This is a genomic window from Gardnerella sp. DNF00257 (genome assembly GCF_049262745.1).
Lineage (GTDB): Bacteria > Actinomycetota > Actinomycetes > Actinomycetales > Bifidobacteriaceae > Bifidobacterium > Bifidobacterium piotii.
In genome coordinates this window covers 599,987-618,780 of record NZ_CP058403.1, presented here as the reverse complement: position 1 = coordinate 618,780, position 18,794 = coordinate 599,987, and the positions used below count along the sequence as shown (strand labels likewise).

Genomic DNA, 18,794 nt, shown 5'->3' with positions numbered 1-18,794 from the left:
AATCATTTGAAATAATTTATGTGACTAAATGTTAATGAAAGAAAATTTATTAATCGATTAGCAAGTTTTACAACTTGAGACTTTACAGTCAAAAAAATTTATTTTGCATGATTTGACGAGGATTTGCATGGATAAAGGCACATACAACAACAATTAAGGCGAGCACATTGCGTTACCAAAGTGCCCGCCTTAGTTTATTTATGAGATTTATGTTCTGCGATTAACTTGCGATTAATCACAACAAACTTCTCAATCATTCTCTTTCAGCACAATCTTTCAGCACAAGTTCTATAAGTTTATCCGTATAATCAGCCTTTGCTAGATTTTGTACTTTTATCTCCCCAAGCTATTGTTTCATCCATTTTGCCACCCAATACATTTTTTAATAGAATATCAATCATTGCAAGGCATACAACACAAGGCATACAAGAATAAACAACTTATAAACTATTGCATAAATAAACGCTGAGATGATAAACTATTGATTCGTATTGTAGTTGGGCACATCTATACGGAGAGAAGTCAATCAATGAAACACGGGCATACTATTTTCTTTTTGAAACGAAAATTTCTAACCTCTTTCCTAATTTTTGCCTTGGGGGGGGGGGTTGTTCACATCGTCATTAACTGCATTTTCCAAAGCATCGTTTGCAAACACCAATAGCAATATTCAAAATAATCAAGACACTCAAGACATTCCTGGGCCATTCTACGGTGGATTAAACGTTAATAGCCCACTGTTAGAAGTTGGAAAATATGCTTCTCTAAACGTCACTGCAAAGAATGCGTCGGGAGCTATCGTAGACGCAAACAGCAGCGACGCTACTAATTATTCTGGAACTCTTATGCTAGACATTCCGTTCAACAAGGTTCTTAAAGCAACTAAGGATCAAATGAAATCTTGCGAAAATGAATTCACTGATAAGTTAAAAGAATCTTGTAAACAAGAAAAAGCTAAGCTTGATTTTAGCTACTCGCTATCTTTGCCTGAACCTATTGAATGGCAAGAAGATGCAGGCGTTGAGAATCAATCTTCACTCGTTAAATCAGCGAGCGCAAAAATCTCTCATCGCCATAAAAATACAATCACGCTTATTGCTAATTTAAAAGAAAACACGTGGGAAAATTTATCTAATTCTAGTGATTCCAAAACTGTAAAGCTAACAGCTCATTTTTCGTTTACAAAAAGCTCACTTGACCAAGTTCAAAATAAAAACATTACTGGTACAGGCGTTTTAAATCTGTACAGAAAAGATGGTGAAAACTGGGTGCCTGGATTCGGGTTCACATATATTACTCGCGAGCTGAACATTCCACTTCTTGGCGGTGAACGTACAATAAGTGATCCTCTTGATACAACAAAACAAGACTATAATCAGCTTATTTACAGCGGGGATTTAACAGACGGACACAATAAAAAAGACATTACATCAATCGGAAAATTCGGTTTTTCGGGAACTGCTCAAAAAGTTACGTACGAAGATTACAGCTCTCCTCTTATAACTAGAGATGGTCTTGAAATAAACGCTAAAATTAGCAGTGAACCATTCAAATCCTCTTTAGAAAACGTTGAAAAATGGCTAAAAACAAAGATTAACGACGTTTCAAGAGTGTACGTATCTGATTTAAACGTATCAATTAAACTCACGTTTAAGTTGCCAGAAGAAATATCGTTATCGCCTAGTAGAGAGCTTCCTAGCGAACCAAAAATACATTACCCAATGAAAATTGGTGGCGTGAGAAACGACCCAACATCGCTTTTAGGTGATTATGGTGATTTTGCACTCAAAGATGTAAAAGAAGAGGGTAATACTATTACTGCAACTGCATACCTAAAAGACTGGTACAGAGGCGATCAGCTAATGAAGCCATACGCCTACTCGTACGATGAGATTAAACATAGGATTAACAATTTAGTTGATGAGATAAAGATTAAGTTTATTCCTGTATGGTTTAACAGCAACGCGCAAGCTGGAAAAACCTACCAAATCGAAGGATCAGCGCAAGGCGAACTATCTGGAAAAATCAATTACGTATATAGAAGGCTTGTAGCGGACGACTCAGAAAAGCTTATACCTTTTAACGTTAAATTTAACGAAGAAAAATCAGAAATTTCTGTAGAAGTTCCATACAAAGTTGATTTCAAGTTTGAAAGTGGAACTCCTGACCGAACGCTTCCTGATTACATTAATGAGCAGTATGCACTAAAGCCAATTAATGTTTATAAAGACAAATCAATTACAATTGATAACGCTACTTTGCATACAACAGACAATTCAACATTTGAGCCTTATCCAGAAGTAGTTGGCGATGGCACTAAGAAGACCGGCACGTGGATCTTTGACGAAAACGCTGGATGGAAGATTGACGGAAAAGGCAAGCCTGTTACAACTATTGAAAATGTAAACAAAAACATTACTTTGGTTGGAACGTGGAAGTTTATTCCTGTACTTAAAAAAGTAACATTCAAAGACGGAGAAAACACTATTGCGACTGTTGAAGTAGAAGTTGGAAAGACTATTGAAGGCGATTCCTTAAAGAATCAGTCTATGCCAAAAAATCCTACTAAAGCGGGTTATACGTTTAAGGAGTGGAATACAAAAGCAGACGGAACAGGCGATAAGTTCTTAGGCACAACAGCTGTAACATCCGACATTACGGTATACGCAGTTTACACTAAGGATTCCAATACAGAAGATCCGCAGGACTCGCATGATCCAAATAACAACTCTGAAAACGGCTCAAGTCTCGACTTAGATAATGGCTCAGAAGAGGAAAGTAATCATAAAAGCAGTGGCAATCAATCGAACAATGTTAATGCTCAAAACAGGCGCGACAATAAATCAAAATCGTTAGAATCAACTAATTCAAATCAAACTAACGATTCTGCCAATTCAAATAAAAGAGGCGTTGTAGATAAACTTGGCACTGCCATGCAAAATACACTGCCAAGAACAGGCGTAGACAATTCTCTCGCACTTTCAATAACGGCTATAATTACAACAATCGCGCTAACAACGCTATTAACATCGCTTATTGCAAAAAGCAAAAAATAATCTATAAGCATAGCGCACGAAATAAAACACATAAAAATTGAGGCGAGCACATTGCGTTACCAAAGTGCCCGCCTCGTTTTATAGAATTTATGCTCTGCGATTAGCACAAACGCTTAACCAAACAACTAGCGCACAAAGACACATAAAAACAGAAACTTGCTTATGCTTCACAAAAAGATTTTAACCCAGACGTCTAAAAGTTTTTGACGCAGAATTCAAAAAGTTACCAAAATACAAAAGTTTTTGACGAAAGATTCAAAAACTTTGAATTTTTACAAATTTTGACACTATAACTCTTACGACGGCATTAAGGCGATTAACCTTACGGACTTGCTACTTAAATAAGCGCACACATTGCAAGAAAGCGTATCTTGTAACAAGAGCAGCAGGCAGTAAATGTAATACAATCGTAATATATTGTAAAACGTTTATAGCATATTGTAAAACAGTGCAATACATTGTAGAATGTAATAAAAGTTGATAGCTGAATATCAAAAACTAGAAAAACTAGCGAAACTAGCGAAACTAGAAAAGCTAGAAAAACAAATCAAAAACAAACAAAATTAACGAGTCAAAAAACTAACGCACTTATAGAAGCAAAAATTATAAGTATAAAATCAAGGAGCATATTATGGCAATCAGCGCAACCGCAACAGCAACACCAGCAAAGTCCTCAGCAAAAACCGCAAGCATTAACGTGCGAGTTACAAAAGAAGTTAAAGCACAAGCAGAAGAACTATTCGCCAGCTTCGGCATAACTCTAAGCGATGCAATCAACATGTTCTTACACAAATCGCTTATGGTAGAAGGGCTCCCATTCGACTTAAAACAGCCAAAATACAATAAAGAAACAATCGCCGCGTTTAAGGAATATGACTACATGAAAGCGCATCCAGAAGAGTACAAGCGCTACGACAATGTTACCGAAGCATTGGAGGACGCACTAAAATGAGCCTAAAAGTCGTATTATTAAATTCATTCAAAAGAGATCTTAAAAGAATCAAAAAACGAGGATACGATATAAGACTCTTAGATAGTGTAGTGCGAATGATTGCATCGCAAGAAAAGCTTGCTGAAAGATACTGCGACCACGCACTTACAGGAAACTATTTAGGATTTCGAGAATGCCATGTAAAGCCAGACTGGCTGCTTATATATCGCATAGATAACGATGACGTAGTGCTTGTACTTTCTCGAACAGGAACACACTCAGACGTATTTAACGAATAGATTTTTAAGAAATAGCAAATCGAAATAAAAACAAATAAGGCGAGCACATTGCGTTACCAAAGTGCCCGCCTTAATTTATTAATTTATTAAAAACAGTTTTATCTATCTATAAACACACATAAATCGACCTAAATACACTTAAATCGCAGTGCCGTGCTCGTCGAGACGCGGATTTTGCTTAGCGTTACTAAAACTAAAGAACAGCCCAAACACGCCCAAAGCAAACAACACAGCAATCGTTACAACAAGCACCATTGGTTGGCTCGGCAGCCACATAATCACCAAGAACGCAAACGCAGAAAGCAAAAGAACAGCCCAAGAGCACACGCCAATAACCTTGCGAACAGCATTCCACGTATCGTCTCCAGCCTGCGCGCGCTTAATATTGCGTTCCATCTTGTTCTGGCTTTGCGTAACGCTAGAAGATGGCTTCCATCCATCAACGCCATTTTCTTGAAGTCTTCTTGAATGTTCTTGCAAATTGTACTCGTCAATCATTCCACCGCGACCGCGACCATTCGTCTGATCGTATTGAGATGGGATTCCCCTACGACTCTGCCTGGCTTTTGCTCTACGCTCCTTGCGGTTTGCCATGACTGATTCCTTTCTGCATTGAATTTTCACACAATACGAATCATTTTAGCGCATAACTAAGCCATTTTGGCACGCGTCAACAATTTTTTCGATTAATAAATCGTTTAATAAACGCCCTTTTTGAGTGGCAATAATATGATTTTCGCGCAACACTGCCAAATCTTCTTTACACACTTCGATTAGCACTTTTTGCAAATACGAATCGTCAAATTCGCAATTGGCTTTACGCATCTTTGCGCACAATTCATCAACACTAAGTCCTTCCCTAATGCGCAACCCAAGCATTACCTCTTCTATTAACGCATCTTCACTATTTATGCACTCGTAGTTTTGCCAAGGCACGTTTCCTGCATTAATCGCCTGCGCCCAGCGTTTTGGATGCAAAATATCCCAAGATCTAAGATTGTAAAACTTGCTTGAATCCGCTAAAACAGCACAATCATCCATGCTTTGCTTATTAAGACCGCTCGCTGAATTGTAATGCGAATGAGCTCCAGGACCAATTCCTGCCCAATCAATGTTCTTCCAATATCCAAGGTTGTGACGAGACTCAAAACCAGGGCGCGCCCAGTTAGAAATCTCATACCACTCTAGGCCAGCAGAACTAAAAAGACTATCTGCCAACTCGTATTTTGCTGCTTCATCATCGTCATCTGGCGCTTGAATTGTGCCAGCAGCAATCTGGCGACCCATTTTTGTGCGCGGCTCTACTGTTAGCGCATACGCAGAAACGTGGTTAACACCCAGGCTCAAAGCCATTTCTACAGACTTTCGCCAATCATCTATGCTCTCCCCTGGCGCGCCATAAATCAAATCAACACTCGAACGCAAGCCACAAGCGTTCGCCGCCTTAACTCCGCGCTCTACGTTTTCTGGCGTATGCGTGCGGTCAAGCGTTTTTAGCACATGCGGCACAGCCGATTGCATTCCAAAAGATATTCGCGTAAATCCGCCTTTTGCAAGCTCTTCAACATAATGCTCGTCTGCAGTGTCTGGGTTTGCTTCCGTAGTGACTTCTGCACCAGGCATAATGCCCCACAATTCGCTGATTTCGCGCAAAATTCGCACTAAATCTTGCGCTTTAAGAACAGTCGGAGTGCCGCCACCAAAGAAAACAGATTGCGCTTTAGGCTCGAAAATCCCGTGAAATTCTTGCCACTTTTTTACAAGACGCATCTCGCGAATCGCAACATCCGCGTACCCACTTCGACTTGCGCCTTCTCCCAAATCTCGAGCTGTATACGTGTTAAAATCGCAGTAACCGCATCGACGCAAGCAAAATGGCACATGCACGTACACTTCAAAAGGCATGATTGAACGCGAATCTTCACTAGTATTGTTCGATTCAAAATTCAATATAAGCCTCAGCCTTCGGATTTTTGCGCAGCGCGAATCTTATCTTTAGTGTCTCTATCGTTTGCGCTATCGTCTGTAGCTAAAGCTGCAACAAACGCTTCTTGCGGAACTTCAACGTGCCCAAGCATCTTCATGCGCTTCTTACCAGCCTTCTGTTTTTCTAGAAGCTTGCGCTTACGCGTAATATCGCCGCCGTAGCACTTAGCGAGCACGTCTTTTCTAAGCGCACTAATCGTTTCGCGCGCAATAATACGCGAGCCAATCGCAGCCTGAATTGGAATCTCAAACTGCTGGCGAGGAATAAGCCCGCGAAGCTTCTTAGTCATCATAACGCCGTAAGAATAAGCCTTATCTCGGTGAACAATCGCACTAAAAGCGTCGACCTTATCTCCTTGAATAAGAATATCTACCTTAACAAGATCTGCAGCTTGCTCTCCATCTTCGTGGTAGTCAAGAGAAGCGTAGCCCTTTGTGCGGCTTTTAAGCTGATCGAAGAAGTCAAAAACAATTTCCGCAAGAGGAATCCTGTAGTGCATTTCCACGCGGTCGGCACTAATGTATTCCATTGTGCCCATTTCTCCGCGATGATCTTGGCACAAATCCATAATCGCACCAATAAAATCTTTTGGAGCAATAATGTCGGCAGCAACCATTGGCTCAATAATGCGCTTGATTTTGCCTTCTGGAAACTCGCTAGGATTAGTCACATGATGCTCGGTACCATCTTCGCTTGTAACGTCGTAAGTTACGTTTGGAGCAGTTGAAATAAGATCCAAGCCAAACTCGCGGCTTAAACGCTCGGAAACAATCTCCATGTGCAACAAACCTAAGAATCCGCAACGGAAACCAAAGCCCAACGCAACAGACGTTTCTGGCTCGTAAATAAGAGCAGCATCGTTAAGTTTTAGCTTATCTAGCGCGTCTCTAAGCTCTGGGAATTGCGCGTTATCGATTGGGAATAAGCCAGCATAAACCATAGGCTTAGGGTCTCTGTAGCCCTCCAAAGGCTTAGACGCAGGATGTGCAGCACTAGTAATTGTGTCGCCAACTTTAGACTGGCTAACGTCTTTTGCACCCGTAATTACGTAGCCGACTTCTCCCGCTCCAAGCGCCTTTGTTGGAGTCATATCTGGGCTAATAACGCCGATTTCAATAGGATCGTGCGTCATGCCAATGCCCATCATGTGAAGCTTTTCACGCGATTTAAGCTCGCCATCAACCATACGAATATAGGTGACAATTCCGCGATAAGAATCGTAGACGGAGTCAAAAATAAGCGCACGAGCAGCGCCATCAGGATTTCCACTAGGAGATGGCACTTCCAGTACGATTTGGTCGAGAAGATCTTTTACACCTTCGCCAGTTTTGCCAGAAACGCGCAAAACTTCGCTAGGCTTGCATCCAATTAAGCCAGCTATTTCTTCTGCATGCTTGTCTGGCTCCGCACTAGGTAAATCGATTTTGTTTAATACAGGAATAATCGTTAAATCGTGTTCGATTGCCATATAAAGGTTAGAAAGCGTCTGCGCTTCAATACCTTGCGTTGCATCCACAAGCAAAACTGCACCTTCGCAAGCTGCAAGCGCACGCGAAACTTCGTAAGTAAAATCAACATGACCTGGAGTATCAATCATTCCAAGCGAGTACTCTTTGCCGTCAAAAGTCCACGGAACTCGAACAGCTTGCGATTTAATAGTGATTCCGCGCTCTTGCTCAATATCCATGCGGTCCAAAAATCGGTCTCGCATCTCGCGCTCTGGCACAATTCCCGAAAGCTGCAAAATGCGATCTGCTACGGTAGACTTGCCGTGATCTATATGCGCAATAATGCAGAAGTTGCGTATCAGCGATTGATCCGTAAATCCTGGCTGGTTATGCGGTGTAATCAAAGCAAATATCTCCTTTTAAGACTATACGAGCAATCAAATATGCGAAAAGTATTGCAACTAACTAATGTTAGCAACTTGACTACCCTAGAAACACTTGACTACTCTAGAAACACTTATCCATAAACCATGCTATGCTTGCACACTGTATGTCCTTAGTATAGTAAACGTCGTTTGGAGTAATAGTGGCAAACATTAAGTCGCAGAAAAAGCGCGTGCTCACCAATGAAAAGGCACACAAGCGTAACGTGGCAGTGAAGTCTGCTTTGAAGACTGCTATCCGCGCTACTCGCGAAGCCATTTCCGCTGGTGACAAGGCTGCCGCACAGGCCGCTTTTGCAGTAGCTTCTCAGAAGCTCGATAAGGCTGCAGGCCGTGGCGTGATTCACAAGAATCAGGCTGCAAACCGCAAGTCTGGTCTTGCTGTAGCAATCAACGCTCTTTAATAATCGCATATTGCGAATTGATTAGAGTTTGAAAAATCCCCGCTACCATTGATTTCATTTGGCAACGGGGATTTTTGTATTCTAAAGAAAGAAAATAGCACAAAAACTCACGAGCTAACGTGCATCTTAAACTGAATATCTCCATAATTAGGCGTATGTATACCAACGCCAAAGGCGATTATAGAGCCAAAAGAATCTTTAACAATCGACTCAACAGTAAGCGCTGGAGTTTTTGGCTCAACATGCAAAAATTCAGACATATCGTCGCATAACTGTTCAACGCGAATTAATAAATCATTTTCGTAAAGCTTTACAGCATAATCACTTTCCAAGAAATTCACTATTGATTGCTTAGAAAAATCGATATTCAAAACCTTAGGGAATCTAGATGCCGAAAGATAAACAACAATATAACTTGATAAAACGTTATCAACGTATTTTAGTCGCTTTATGCAAATCAAATCTTCTGATTCGTCTAAACCAAGCTTATGCGCAGCCGACTCGTCTTTAACAATGCTGTTTTGAATAACCTTGATTCGCACGTTTGTATTGTTTTCGGAATAATTTTGATAGAATCCTTGAATTTTATCTGATATAACTTCTCGATTAGAGCTATGAACAATATTCTTTGCTCTAAAAGTTCCTTTTCCTTGGATTCTAACAAGCAAGCCTTCTAGTATCAAACTATCTACTGCATGCCTAAGTGTTATTCTACTAACGTTGTATTGTTTGCATAATTCTAATTCTGGAGGGAGCTGCTCCTGCGGCTTCATTAAATCAATGCGCTTTCTAAGATTATCGCGCACTGCTACATATTTAGGCACACCTTCAGTCACAATTCACTCTCCAAACAGAATGATTAGAAAAACAATTGTAAGAATTGCCTAAAATCCTACGATTCTTAAGCCTTATGATTCTACGACAATTCTTACAAAAATGCTTTTGAATACATATAGAACTAATAGTATCAGTTTATTAGTCCAATATGTAATCCGACGCGCTAGAAGCAGAATTGTTTGTTGCTAGCGATTTAACTTTTTTGTTTTCTAAACGAGTCAATATTATTGACGACGCATAGAAAAGAACGTATAGAATAGCGATTGCAACAATAAGCAGAATCCTTCCTCCAGCAACATTTGAGTAGCCAAATATTACTCCTGCTACACCATAGTCAGCGTCGGAATAGGTTGAGTTTGCAGAGCCAAGATTTCCCAAAACAGGCAAAAGAAGCAAAGGCAAGAATGTAATAACAAGGCCATTAACAAAACCGCCTATAACGCATCCTCTTCTACCTGCCTGACCATTGCTAAACACTCCCGTAACGCCACCTGCCATAAAGTGCGCAACAATTCCTGGAATAACAACCGTTGTGCCAGCCAAGGCCATAATGACCATTCCAACAATTCCACCTGCAAAGCTTGCAAGGAATCCAATAAGAACGGCGTTTGGAGCAAAACCGAATGTCATAGGAGCATCCAATGCTGGCTTAGCATTTTTAACCAATTTTTCGGATATTCCCTTAAATGCTGGAACAATCTCATCTAAAACAACTTGAACGCCTGCAAGAATAACAAAAACGCCTGCAGAGAACATTGCTGCTTTAAGAATAACGAACACAATAAAGTTCTGGCCGCCAGAAAGCTTAGTCTCAATAAACTCAGGGCCCGCAAAAAGAGCAACCACAACGTAAATAACTGCCATTGAAAGCGCAATCAAAACAGTTGTATCTTTTAAGAATCCAAGAGCAGATGGGAACTTAATATCTTCAGTAGACTTAGACGGATGCTTTTTAGAGCGCGTAAGCTTTGCAACTAAAGTTCCAATAAGAACACCACTGCTAGCAGGGTGACCAAGAGCTACGTCATCTTTGGCGGAAGCTTTACGCATAAACGATTGCACCAACGCTGGAGAAATCGTAATCAATAAGCCTTGTGCAAGAGAACCAATAACAATAAGAGTTAAAGTATTAAAACCTGCAACATTGAAGATTACTGCAATCATACTAGCCATGTAGAAAGCAACGTGACCAGTTAGATAAATGAATTTGAAACGAGATGTTAGAGAAAGAATAATGTTTACAATCATTCCAAAGAAGAAGATGAGAGCAGATTCTGAGCCGTACTTTAAAAGAACGGTTCCAATAATTGCCTCATTGTTTGGAACTACACCTTGAACGTGGAAAGCATATTGGAACATGCTTCCAAATGGATCAAGCGCTTGAGTTACAACGCCAGATCCTGCAGCCAAAACCAAAAATCCAACCATTGTACGAATTGAACCTTGTACAATGTTGGAAATACTTTTGCCTTGAACTGCAAGTCCAATCAAAGAAATCATCGCAACTATTACAGCTGGTTGACGGAAAACATCGAGCAGTATAGGAAGAATACCGTTCACAGTTCTCTCCTTATTTTGTATGTTAATATTTAATATTTTTAGACGCATTTTGGCATGAAACGAAAATTACAAGAGAGATAGTGTAATTAACTGAGTCAAATAAGTCAAACCAGAATGCTCGAATTTATTTAATTCAAAAGTCATAATAATAGATAAGCCAAGACATAAATTTGTTATAACGTTATATCCAATTTATGGCGATTTTTAGGCATATCACAAATAAAATGAAAATTATTATGCATAATCGTGATTTAACAGAAAATAATATAACAAAATCGTATATAATCTGAAAATTAATAGTCTTTTATTCGTCAATAACTTAAAAATATGTGAAAATAATCACAATAATTCTTAAAAAGACACGCCAGAAACTACTCAATAATCCAAGCTAAGCCAATCAAAACAGCTAAGAAAAGAAGATTCACAATTGTGTACATAAGCAAATAGCGACCCTTATTATGAGGATACTTATGCGTAATACTCTTGTACGAAATCAAAGACGCCATAGACGCAATAAGCGTTCCCATGCCGCCAAGATTAGTGCCAATAATAAGCATCTTCCATTGGTCGCAGAATCCAGAAAGCAAAATAGTTGTTGGAACGTTACTAATCATTTGACTAGAAACAACCGAAACTTCCATAGGGTGAGAGCCAACCCACATTTGCGCAATCTCGGTAAATCCAGGAACCCTGCGCATGTTTCCAATAAAAATGAAGAACATTATAAACGTAAGAGGCAAAGCCCAATCCAAAGCGCGGAACACATGCGAATCGCAAACAATAAAGGCAATAACAACTGCCAAAACCATAATCCAGTCTGGAATCCAGCCAGCTACTCCACACAAACACAAAATAAACAAAAGGCTGTAAATAACAACTCGCCATTGAGTAAAGCCAACACCGTAGCCCATAACGCGAATCTCGTCTGGCTTAGGTGATTTAGAATGCGGAGCTAAAACGCCTTGCTCAATGTCGTCTCCGTGCAATCCTTCAAACTGATCGACTTTTCTAGAACTAAAGAACACAAACGCAAACGCAATCATAAGAATCGCAGCAGTAAGCGTGTACGGAGCCATAATGGAAAGAAAGTCGCCAGTAGACATTCCAGTAAGCGCTTTAAGATACAAATTGTGCGCATTGCCAATAGGAGTTAGCATGCTTCCAACGTTTGCACCAATCGTCATTAAAGTAACAATAAGAATCGCGTGCTTTTCGGCATTCGCCATCATTAAAACAGAAATCGCAAAAGGAACAAAAGTCACAAGAGCAACATCGTTAGTAATAAGCATTGCCGAGAAAAACGTTAGAGACATAAGAACAAGAACTAATCCGCGCTCAGTCCTAACTCTTCTAAGAAGATTCGCGCCAATGCTTCTAAAAACGCCTATTCGTTGGAATCCGCAAACAACCATCATTAAGCAAACAAGTTGAGAAATAGTGTTTACGTGAATGTAACTAAAATATTGCGCATCAGGCGGAACGAAAAAACAAGAAATAACAGCTAAAACGGCGGCCACAATAAGGATGGTCTCACATTTGACCAAATTCAGAAGCCAACGCCTCATCATTCCTCCGCAACTAAAATAAACGACTCTTTCAATTGTATAAGAAACCCAATCCAAAGAGGCAAAAATTCCCGACAAAATCGTTGAAATAACAAGGCACAGGGTGCTAAAAGCGCTTTAGTTTTGCCACAAAGCGAATATGTAAAAATCCGCCCATTTTTGTGACACGCGCAAAATGCACATGTCTTAGAGTCTTATATTATAAATGGAAAAGAAGTCGTAAGGCTAACAAGCACATTAAGCACAAAGCGAGAAACGCAATTATGACAAATCAAGAATCGCAAGCTCAAAAAACAGCAAGCCATAAAAGAAACACAGCAGACTTAATCGTAGAATGCCTTGTAAACGAAGGCGTTGAGGTTGTTTTTGGAATCCCAGGAGAAGAAAATATTCCGCTTTTAGAGGCAATTGAGCGAAATGGAAACATACGCTTTGTGCTTACTCGCCACGAGCAAGGCGCAGGCTTTATGGCCGCAACTTATGCACATATTACTGGAAAGCCAGGCGTATGCTTGGCAACGCTGGGGCCTGGAGCACTAAATCTTACGCTTCCTGTAGCTCAAGCAAATGCAAGCACAACTCCGCTTGTTGCAATATGCGCTCAAGGAAACGTATCTAGACTTTACAAGGAATCTCACCAAATCATTGATTTAGTAGCACTATTCCAACCAATCACTCAATGGTCTTCTATGATGCTTGCTCCAAGCACAGCTCCAGAAATGGTTCGCAAAGCTTTCTCAATCGCTCAAAGAAAGCGCCCAGGAGCAACATGCCTTGTTATTCCAGAAGATATTAGCGAAATGAGCGTGCCAGAAGATGCAAAGCCACTTCCGCTTCCAAAGCCGTTGCATATTCTTCCAGCTCCAGACACAATTTACGAAGCTGCTAAAATAATTAGCCAAGCAAAAAGGCCGATTATTCTTGCAGGAAACGGCGTTGCAAGAAGCCACGCTCAAGAACAGCTTCTAGATTTTGCAGAACAGCTTAATGTTCCAGTTGCAACAACGTTTGAAGGCAAAGGCGTGTTCCCAGATAATCACCCGAACGCTCTTGGCGTAGTTGGATTTATGCATAGAGATTATGAGAATTTTGCTTTCGACACAGCAGATTTGATTATTGCTGTAGGATTCTCAATTCAGCAATTTGACCCTAAGAAGATTAATCCAAATATTGACAAGACGATTATTCACATAAACACATTTGTTGAAGACACAGACGCTCACTACCCTACTGCACTAAACATTATGGCAGATATTGCTCAAACGCTTAAAGCGCTTACAAGTGTGCTTAAAGATAGAAACGTTACTTTTGACGTAACTCACCCAAAGATTCGTCAAATGATTACAGACGAGTTGCGTTCGTTTGAAAACGATAACAGCATTCCTATGAAGCCTCAGCGCGTTGTTTACGATACTCGTCGTGCTGTTGCAGAAGGAACTAAGGTTCTTGTAGATACGGGCGCACTAAAAATGTGGATGGCAAGACTTTACCCAACAATGCATCCAAATACGTGCATTATAGACAACAGTCTTTCTACAATGGCTTGGACTTTGCCTGGAGCTGTTGGAGCATCATTCATTAAAGATAATAGTGGAAAAATCAACACAAAGCCTGTTCTTGCTGTTATGGGCGACGGCAGCTTTATGATGAACGTTCAAGAGATTGAAACCGCTGTTCGCGTTGGTTCTAGAATGGTGGTTTTGGTTTGGGAAGATAACGCGTACGGTTTGATTAAGTGGAAGATGGACTTGCACGCTGGAGAACACGAATACGTTGATTTTACTAATCCAAATGTTCCAAAATTGGCAGAAAGCTTTGGAGCTAGAGGCCACGTTGTACAAAAGCCAGAAGACTTATACAACATGCTTAAAGAGGCTTTGGCTCAAGAAAGCGGTGTTGACGTTATATCTTGCCCAGTGGATTATAGCGAAAACATGAAGCTTATTGAAAAGCTTGGAGACATTGACTTCGGCAACTAAAGTATATTTATAGTGAAAATATACGCATTAAATTATACGCATTAAATATAAATACGACCGAGAAAGTTTGTGAATAGCCATAAACAAACTCGGTCGTATTTAAATATTATTTCAATATAGAAAGCATGTTGGTAAAAACAAATTTTGCTAATCTACAACATGCAAAGTACGATAAATGTAATTTTTATATTTTTCGGGATTAAGCCTACTACATATTTCAACATTCGGAGTTTTACCAGAGAAGAAATTAGCATCAACAAGAACTGAGCCATAACTTGGTCCAGGAGTTGCATCAACTTGGCAATAATATTTTGTGCACTCGCTTATACATTCAGGATATAACGCAGCAGCAACAGCAGATGGATCAGCCATATCTAGATAAGCATCCCCAAAACGGCTAATATTCATTTCCATTAATTCCCTATTACAATCAATAACAAACTTACCAAGTTCTCCACTTTTGCGAATATTAGCAATTTCTTGTGGATTCAGCATACATTCTCCCAAGCATGCGTCCCATCCAACAAACATAATATTTTTAAGACCAGAGTCAACTAATATCTTTGCGGCTTCTGCATCTTGCCAAATATTGAATTCTGCTACAGGAGAAACATTTCCACGGCCTAAACCAGCAGATCCCATAACAACTATGCGACCAACTTTTTTCATCGCTTCATAATCAACCTTAATAGCTAGAGCAATGTTAGTTAATGGCCCTAATGCAATAATGTCTATTTCACCATCTTCACTGTTTCTTAAAGTTTCAATCATTTTCAAAACAGCATTACCATTACTTTCTTTCAAACGATGAGGCACTAGACCAATATCACCCATTCCATCTCTACCATGAGTTTCATGAGCATAAGCCAAATCACGTAAGAGCATGCTTCTGCTTCCTTTATATACAGGTGGCTCATATGAACCAGCATGCTCGATAGTAGTAAGCGTATTAATAGTCGCTTGTTCCATGCACACGTTTCCTGATACAGTGCAAAACATTAATATCTCATATCTAGGATCATTTAAAGCCATGGCAATTGCCATAGCATCATCCGAACCACAATCTGTATCTATTATTATTTTCTTTTTAGAATAAATTCCTTTATTTTTCATAAACTCTCAACATCCTATCAATTAATAGAAACTGTAGTTTCAGATGCAACGTGAATACGCAATGAGCATAGCTGAAAAGGACGTAATTCTATATTTAACTCATCATTATTCTTGTGCAAAGCTATAGGCATACCGTGCAACAATGGCATTTCCATAAGATCTACTTCTTCGATTGAGTCCGCACGCAAGATTTTGTTGAGTTTTATTTGCCCACTTGCGCAGCCACCACATGGCTCGTAAATACGCAAGATTATATCTCCAGAACAATCGTCAGCTAGCTTAACCCAATCTAATGCAATTAGACCTGAGTTTCTATGAATCGTAAACAGCGGATCTACATCTGGAAGCTTATCAACGATTGGCGAATTCAAAAGATTAGCCGCACTTAAAACTGAGTCCATATTTGCATCAGCAATAAATGACCAAGTAAATTCATGCTTACCTTGATCCGTATTTGGATCTGGGTAAAGAGGCGCAGAAAGCAAAGATAATCTGAGCATAGTTCCGTAAGATGAAGAATAATCGCCAATAGGATAAGCATCAGCGCCATAAGTAGACGAATTCGCAACAGCAACAGCATACGAGGAATCTTCTATGCGAACAAACCTATGCGTGCATGATTCAAATTTTGCATCGTCACTACGAGTATTTTTTACTATTGGACGTTCAACTAAACCATATTGACACTCATATTGCGCATTATTTGAACATATAGATGTTGGCATATCTACTTTCAAAAATTGCTCTTTAGCTTTCCAATCAACTTGCGCATGGAAATCAAGTCGTTTAACACACGGCTCTAAAACTATATTTGTTTTAATCTTTATATCTTTTTTACATGCCAAGATTTCAACAGACACACCGCCAGATAGAAGTTCTTTAACACAAACAATTGAAGAATCATCAATCTTACGATTCCTCATAAACGCATCTCGATCAACATCCCACGCATCCCATTGATACGGCTCATCTTTTAGTATCTCGTATTGCGCCATGTGATAACCAGATGGAATTAGCTCGCGATTAAATTCAATATCTTTAACAGAAGACACTGTGCCATCGCGTTCAATAGTCACACTTAAAACACTATTATTAAGAATTATTCCACCATCATTTTTGTGTTTTACAGTTGTTTTATTATTTTTACTGCTTTCATTGCATTGATATAAATTCCAAGCAACATCATTTTTACCTGTATAAGTCAATAACTTTACATTTTCACGCATATTAATAGCGCTGTTAGTGCTGTTAGCTTTTACAATCGCATTAGCAATATCTGAAATAATTTTACGTAAAGAAGAAATATCTCTAGCATATTCTTCTCTAGCTTGCCTATGAACCCATGCAATAGCGGAGCCTGGAAGAATATCGTGGAACTGGTTCAATAATAAAGTCTTCCAAATTCTAGTAAGCTCATTGTTATTAAAACGGTATTCTGGCGCATAAACTCGAGCTAAAACAACAAGATATTCAGCTACGCGCAACAATGATTCCTCTATTCTGCAATAGCGCTTCATATCTTGCTGAGAAGTAAGAGTTTTTCTATGCAACTCTAGATAAAGCTCACCCTTAAACACTGGTGTATTGCAATTTGAATCGTCAACAATATCTTTTCGTATTTTTTCAAACAACTCATCAGGAGTGCCGAAATCAACTCTAGGAGCACCCTCTAGATTACGATTGCGCCTAATGCGAGCAGTCATTTCGCGAGTAGGCCCGCCACCTCCGTCGCCAAAACCGTATAGCAATATTGCGTTATCAGATAAATCTTTATCCAAAAAATTGCGTTGAGAATAAACTAACTCATGCATGCTAACAGACGAAGCATAAGTATTAGATGGAGGAAAATGAGCTAAAATCCTAGAACCGTCTATTCCTTCCCAAAGGAAAGAATGATGTGGGAATTTAGTGGTATCGTTCCAGGAGAGCTTTTGAGTTAAAAACCAATCAAATCCAGCGCGGCGAGCGATTTGAGGCAATGATCCAGTATAGCCAAAACTGTCTGGAAGCCAAATGCCATGCGGATTTACACCAAGATGCTCCTTAAAATAGCGCTTGCCAAAAGTCATTTGGCGAATTAAAGATTCACCACATGGCATCATTACATCAGACTCAACCCACATACCGCCAACGGGTATAAAACGTCCTTCTTTAATCCTATTTTTCATACGCTCAAACAAATCGGGATGCTCGTTTTCTAGCCACTCGTATTGTTGAGCAGAACTCATAGCATAAGTAAAATCAGGGTCCTCATCCATAAGAGCTAAAACGTTAGATATTGTGCGCGCAACTTTTCTATGAGTTTCGCGCACAGGCCATTGCCAAGCAGAATCAATATGAGCATGACCAACAGCCGTATGCTTTATAGAGCTTGCTGCAGCAGGGCTACTTAATACATTAAACAACTCTTTACGAGCATTTTGAACAGTAGAAAAATCATGCTCATCATACGCGTTTAAGGATCGCTGTAAAGCTTTAGCTAGTTTCCAATAACGCGGATTATCATCACTTAATTCGCGCATCAAAGAACTTACAGTCTCAAGATCCATATAATAATCAAAAATATTGCGATTAAAAACGGTAACGTCAATATACTTCAACATATATTGGCATTCAGTTTTTCCAGTAGCACGCTCTCCTAAATCAGTAGGAGAAAATGGAGTAGATCCTTCAACAAATGGATTGTCTGCAGCTTCCAAATATAAAGTAAAATTACCATTTTCATCAATACTAATAGAACGATTATTATGCTCATCAATCAATGGAACCCAATGATTACAAGGGTTTACAGCTTTTATAACTCTTCCGTCAACGTTATACACTAATCCTTCGGCTTGAAAACCAGGAAAAAGATTGCTAATCCAACCTAAATCAACATTTAGCTCAACTTTGCGCCCTTTTACCTTTGAAAAATCAATCGACCCTGTAACTTCAAACCACGTTGTACCCCAAGTTGTTCCCCAAACACATGGAGCATTAAATGAGCGAAACGCAATATCGTTTCTTTTTAGCTTAGAGAAGAATTCGCCAGAAGAAATAGGTTCTCCAGCAATCTCATATGCTAGAATTTTACAATGCGATAAAACAGTATTTATATACGGATATAAGCGTTGTTGCATAACTCTTGTACAGCGACTCAACTGCTGCTCAGGTAATAAAAACATTGTTTCTA

Annotated in this window: 13 protein-coding genes; 5 read left to right on the top strand and 8 right to left on the bottom strand. The window is 39.6% G+C overall.

Going from position 1 to position 18,794, the window contains the following annotated elements; all coding sequences use genetic code 11:
• Positions 1–608 precede the first annotated feature (608 nt).
• From HXT23_RS02230 to HXT23_RS02220, 3 genes are all read left to right on the top strand, one after another.
• A complete protein-coding gene (locus tag HXT23_RS02230; protein WP_422113028.1) occupies positions 609–3,056 on the top strand; it encodes an InlB B-repeat-containing protein in 2,448 nt (815 codons plus the stop codon).
• A gap of 631 nt (positions 3,057–3,687) precedes the next feature.
• The gene (locus tag HXT23_RS02225; protein WP_116438474.1) at positions 3,688–4,008 is read left to right on the top strand and encodes a type II toxin-antitoxin system RelB/DinJ family antitoxin; all 321 of its coding nucleotides are present in this window, start codon (positions 3,688–3,690) and stop codon (positions 4,006–4,008) included.
• Positions 4,005–4,286, top strand: coding sequence for a type II toxin-antitoxin system YafQ family toxin (locus HXT23_RS02220; RefSeq protein ID WP_415697267.1), 282 nt, complete (start codon positions 4,005–4,007; stop codon positions 4,284–4,286). Before HXT23_RS02225 ends, HXT23_RS02220 begins: the two co-directional genes overlap by 4 nt.
• 138 nt (positions 4,287–4,424) lie before the next feature.
• Here the strand turns inward: HXT23_RS02220 and HXT23_RS02215 are convergent, their stop codons facing one another.
• From HXT23_RS02215 to lepA, 3 genes are read right to left on the bottom strand one after another with little or no spacing between them, the layout of a single operon-like run.
• Positions 4,425–4,880, bottom strand: coding sequence for a tripartite tricarboxylate transporter TctB family protein (locus HXT23_RS02215; RefSeq protein ID WP_016808534.1), 456 nt, complete (start codon positions 4,878–4,880; stop codon positions 4,425–4,427).
• Between the two features lie 45 nt (positions 4,881–4,925).
• The gene (hemW, locus tag HXT23_RS02210) at positions 4,926–6,191 is read right to left on the bottom strand and encodes a radical SAM family heme chaperone HemW (protein WP_415701421.1); all 1,266 of its coding nucleotides are present in this window, start codon (positions 6,189–6,191) and stop codon (positions 4,926–4,928) included.
• 53 nt (positions 6,192–6,244) lie between these two features.
• Entirely contained in the window at positions 6,245–8,125 is a 1,881-nt protein-coding gene (gene lepA / locus HXT23_RS02205; RefSeq protein ID WP_422113027.1) for a translation elongation factor 4, read from the bottom strand.
• Between the two features lie 182 nt (positions 8,126–8,307).
• Between lepA and rpsT the strand changes: the two genes are divergently transcribed.
• The gene (gene rpsT / locus HXT23_RS02200) at positions 8,308–8,568 is read left to right on the top strand and encodes a 30S ribosomal protein S20 (protein ID WP_004130697.1); all 261 of its coding nucleotides are present in this window, start codon (positions 8,308–8,310) and stop codon (positions 8,566–8,568) included.
• 107 nt (positions 8,569–8,675) lie between these two features.
• Here rpsT and HXT23_RS02195 read toward each other — a convergent pair whose 3' ends face one another.
• From HXT23_RS02195 to HXT23_RS02185, 3 genes are all read right to left on the bottom strand, one after another.
• Positions 8,676–9,404, bottom strand: a complete 729-nt coding sequence (locus HXT23_RS02195; protein WP_016635561.1) for a GntR family transcriptional regulator — start codon at positions 9,402–9,404, stop codon at positions 8,676–8,678.
• A gap of 139 nt (positions 9,405–9,543) precedes the next feature.
• A complete protein-coding gene (locus tag HXT23_RS02190; RefSeq protein ID WP_422113026.1) occupies positions 9,544–10,965 on the bottom strand; it encodes a PTS ascorbate transporter subunit IIC in 1,422 nt (473 codons plus the stop codon).
• 371 nt (positions 10,966–11,336) lie between these two features.
• Positions 11,337–12,530, bottom strand: a complete 1,194-nt coding sequence (locus HXT23_RS02185) for an SLC13 family permease (protein WP_032815578.1) — start codon at positions 12,528–12,530, stop codon at positions 11,337–11,339.
• A gap of 263 nt (positions 12,531–12,793) precedes the next feature.
• Between HXT23_RS02185 and HXT23_RS02180 the strand changes: the two genes are divergently transcribed.
• Positions 12,794–14,509 carry an acetolactate synthase large subunit gene (locus HXT23_RS02180; protein ID WP_116285885.1) on the top strand — a complete coding sequence of 572 codons (1,716 nt, stop codon included), beginning with the start codon at positions 12,794–12,796 and terminating at the stop codon, positions 14,507–14,509.
• A gap of 147 nt (positions 14,510–14,656) precedes the next feature.
• Here HXT23_RS02180 and HXT23_RS02175 read toward each other — a convergent pair whose 3' ends face one another.
• Positions 14,657–15,622, bottom strand: coding sequence for a nucleoside hydrolase (locus tag HXT23_RS02175; RefSeq protein ID WP_415696452.1), 966 nt, complete (start codon positions 15,620–15,622; stop codon positions 14,657–14,659).
• A gap of 17 nt (positions 15,623–15,639) precedes the next feature.
• Complete coding sequence (locus HXT23_RS02170; protein ID WP_422113025.1) at positions 15,640–18,786, bottom strand: alpha-mannosidase; 3,147 nt, start codon at positions 18,784–18,786, stop codon at positions 15,640–15,642.
• Positions 18,787–18,794 lie beyond the last annotated feature (8 nt).

Coding starts and splice junctions, on each gene's coding strand:
- HXT23_RS02185 (WP_032815578.1), bottom strand. CDS start 12,530: ATGAGGCGTTGGCTTCTGAATTTGGTCAAATGTGAGACCATCCTTATT.
- HXT23_RS02170 (WP_422113025.1), bottom strand. CDS start 18,786: ATGTTTTTATTACCTGAGCAGCAGTTGAGTCGCTGTACAAGAGTTATG.
- HXT23_RS02175 (WP_415696452.1), bottom strand. CDS start 15,622: ATGAAAAATAAAGGAATTTATTCTAAAAAGAAAATAATAATAGATACA.
- HXT23_RS02180 (WP_116285885.1), top strand. CDS start 12,794: ATGACAAATCAAGAATCGCAAGCTCAAAAAACAGCAAGCCATAAAAGA.
- hemW (WP_415701421.1), bottom strand. CDS start 6,191: ATGCCTTTTGAAGTGTACGTGCATGTGCCATTTTGCTTGCGTCGATGC.
- HXT23_RS02225 (WP_116438474.1), top strand. CDS start 3,688: ATGGCAATCAGCGCAACCGCAACAGCAACACCAGCAAAGTCCTCAGCA.
- HXT23_RS02215 (WP_016808534.1), bottom strand. CDS start 4,880: ATGGCAAACCGCAAGGAGCGTAGAGCAAAAGCCAGGCAGAGTCGTAGG.
- HXT23_RS02220 (WP_415697267.1), top strand. CDS start 4,005: ATGAGCCTAAAAGTCGTATTATTAAATTCATTCAAAAGAGATCTTAAA.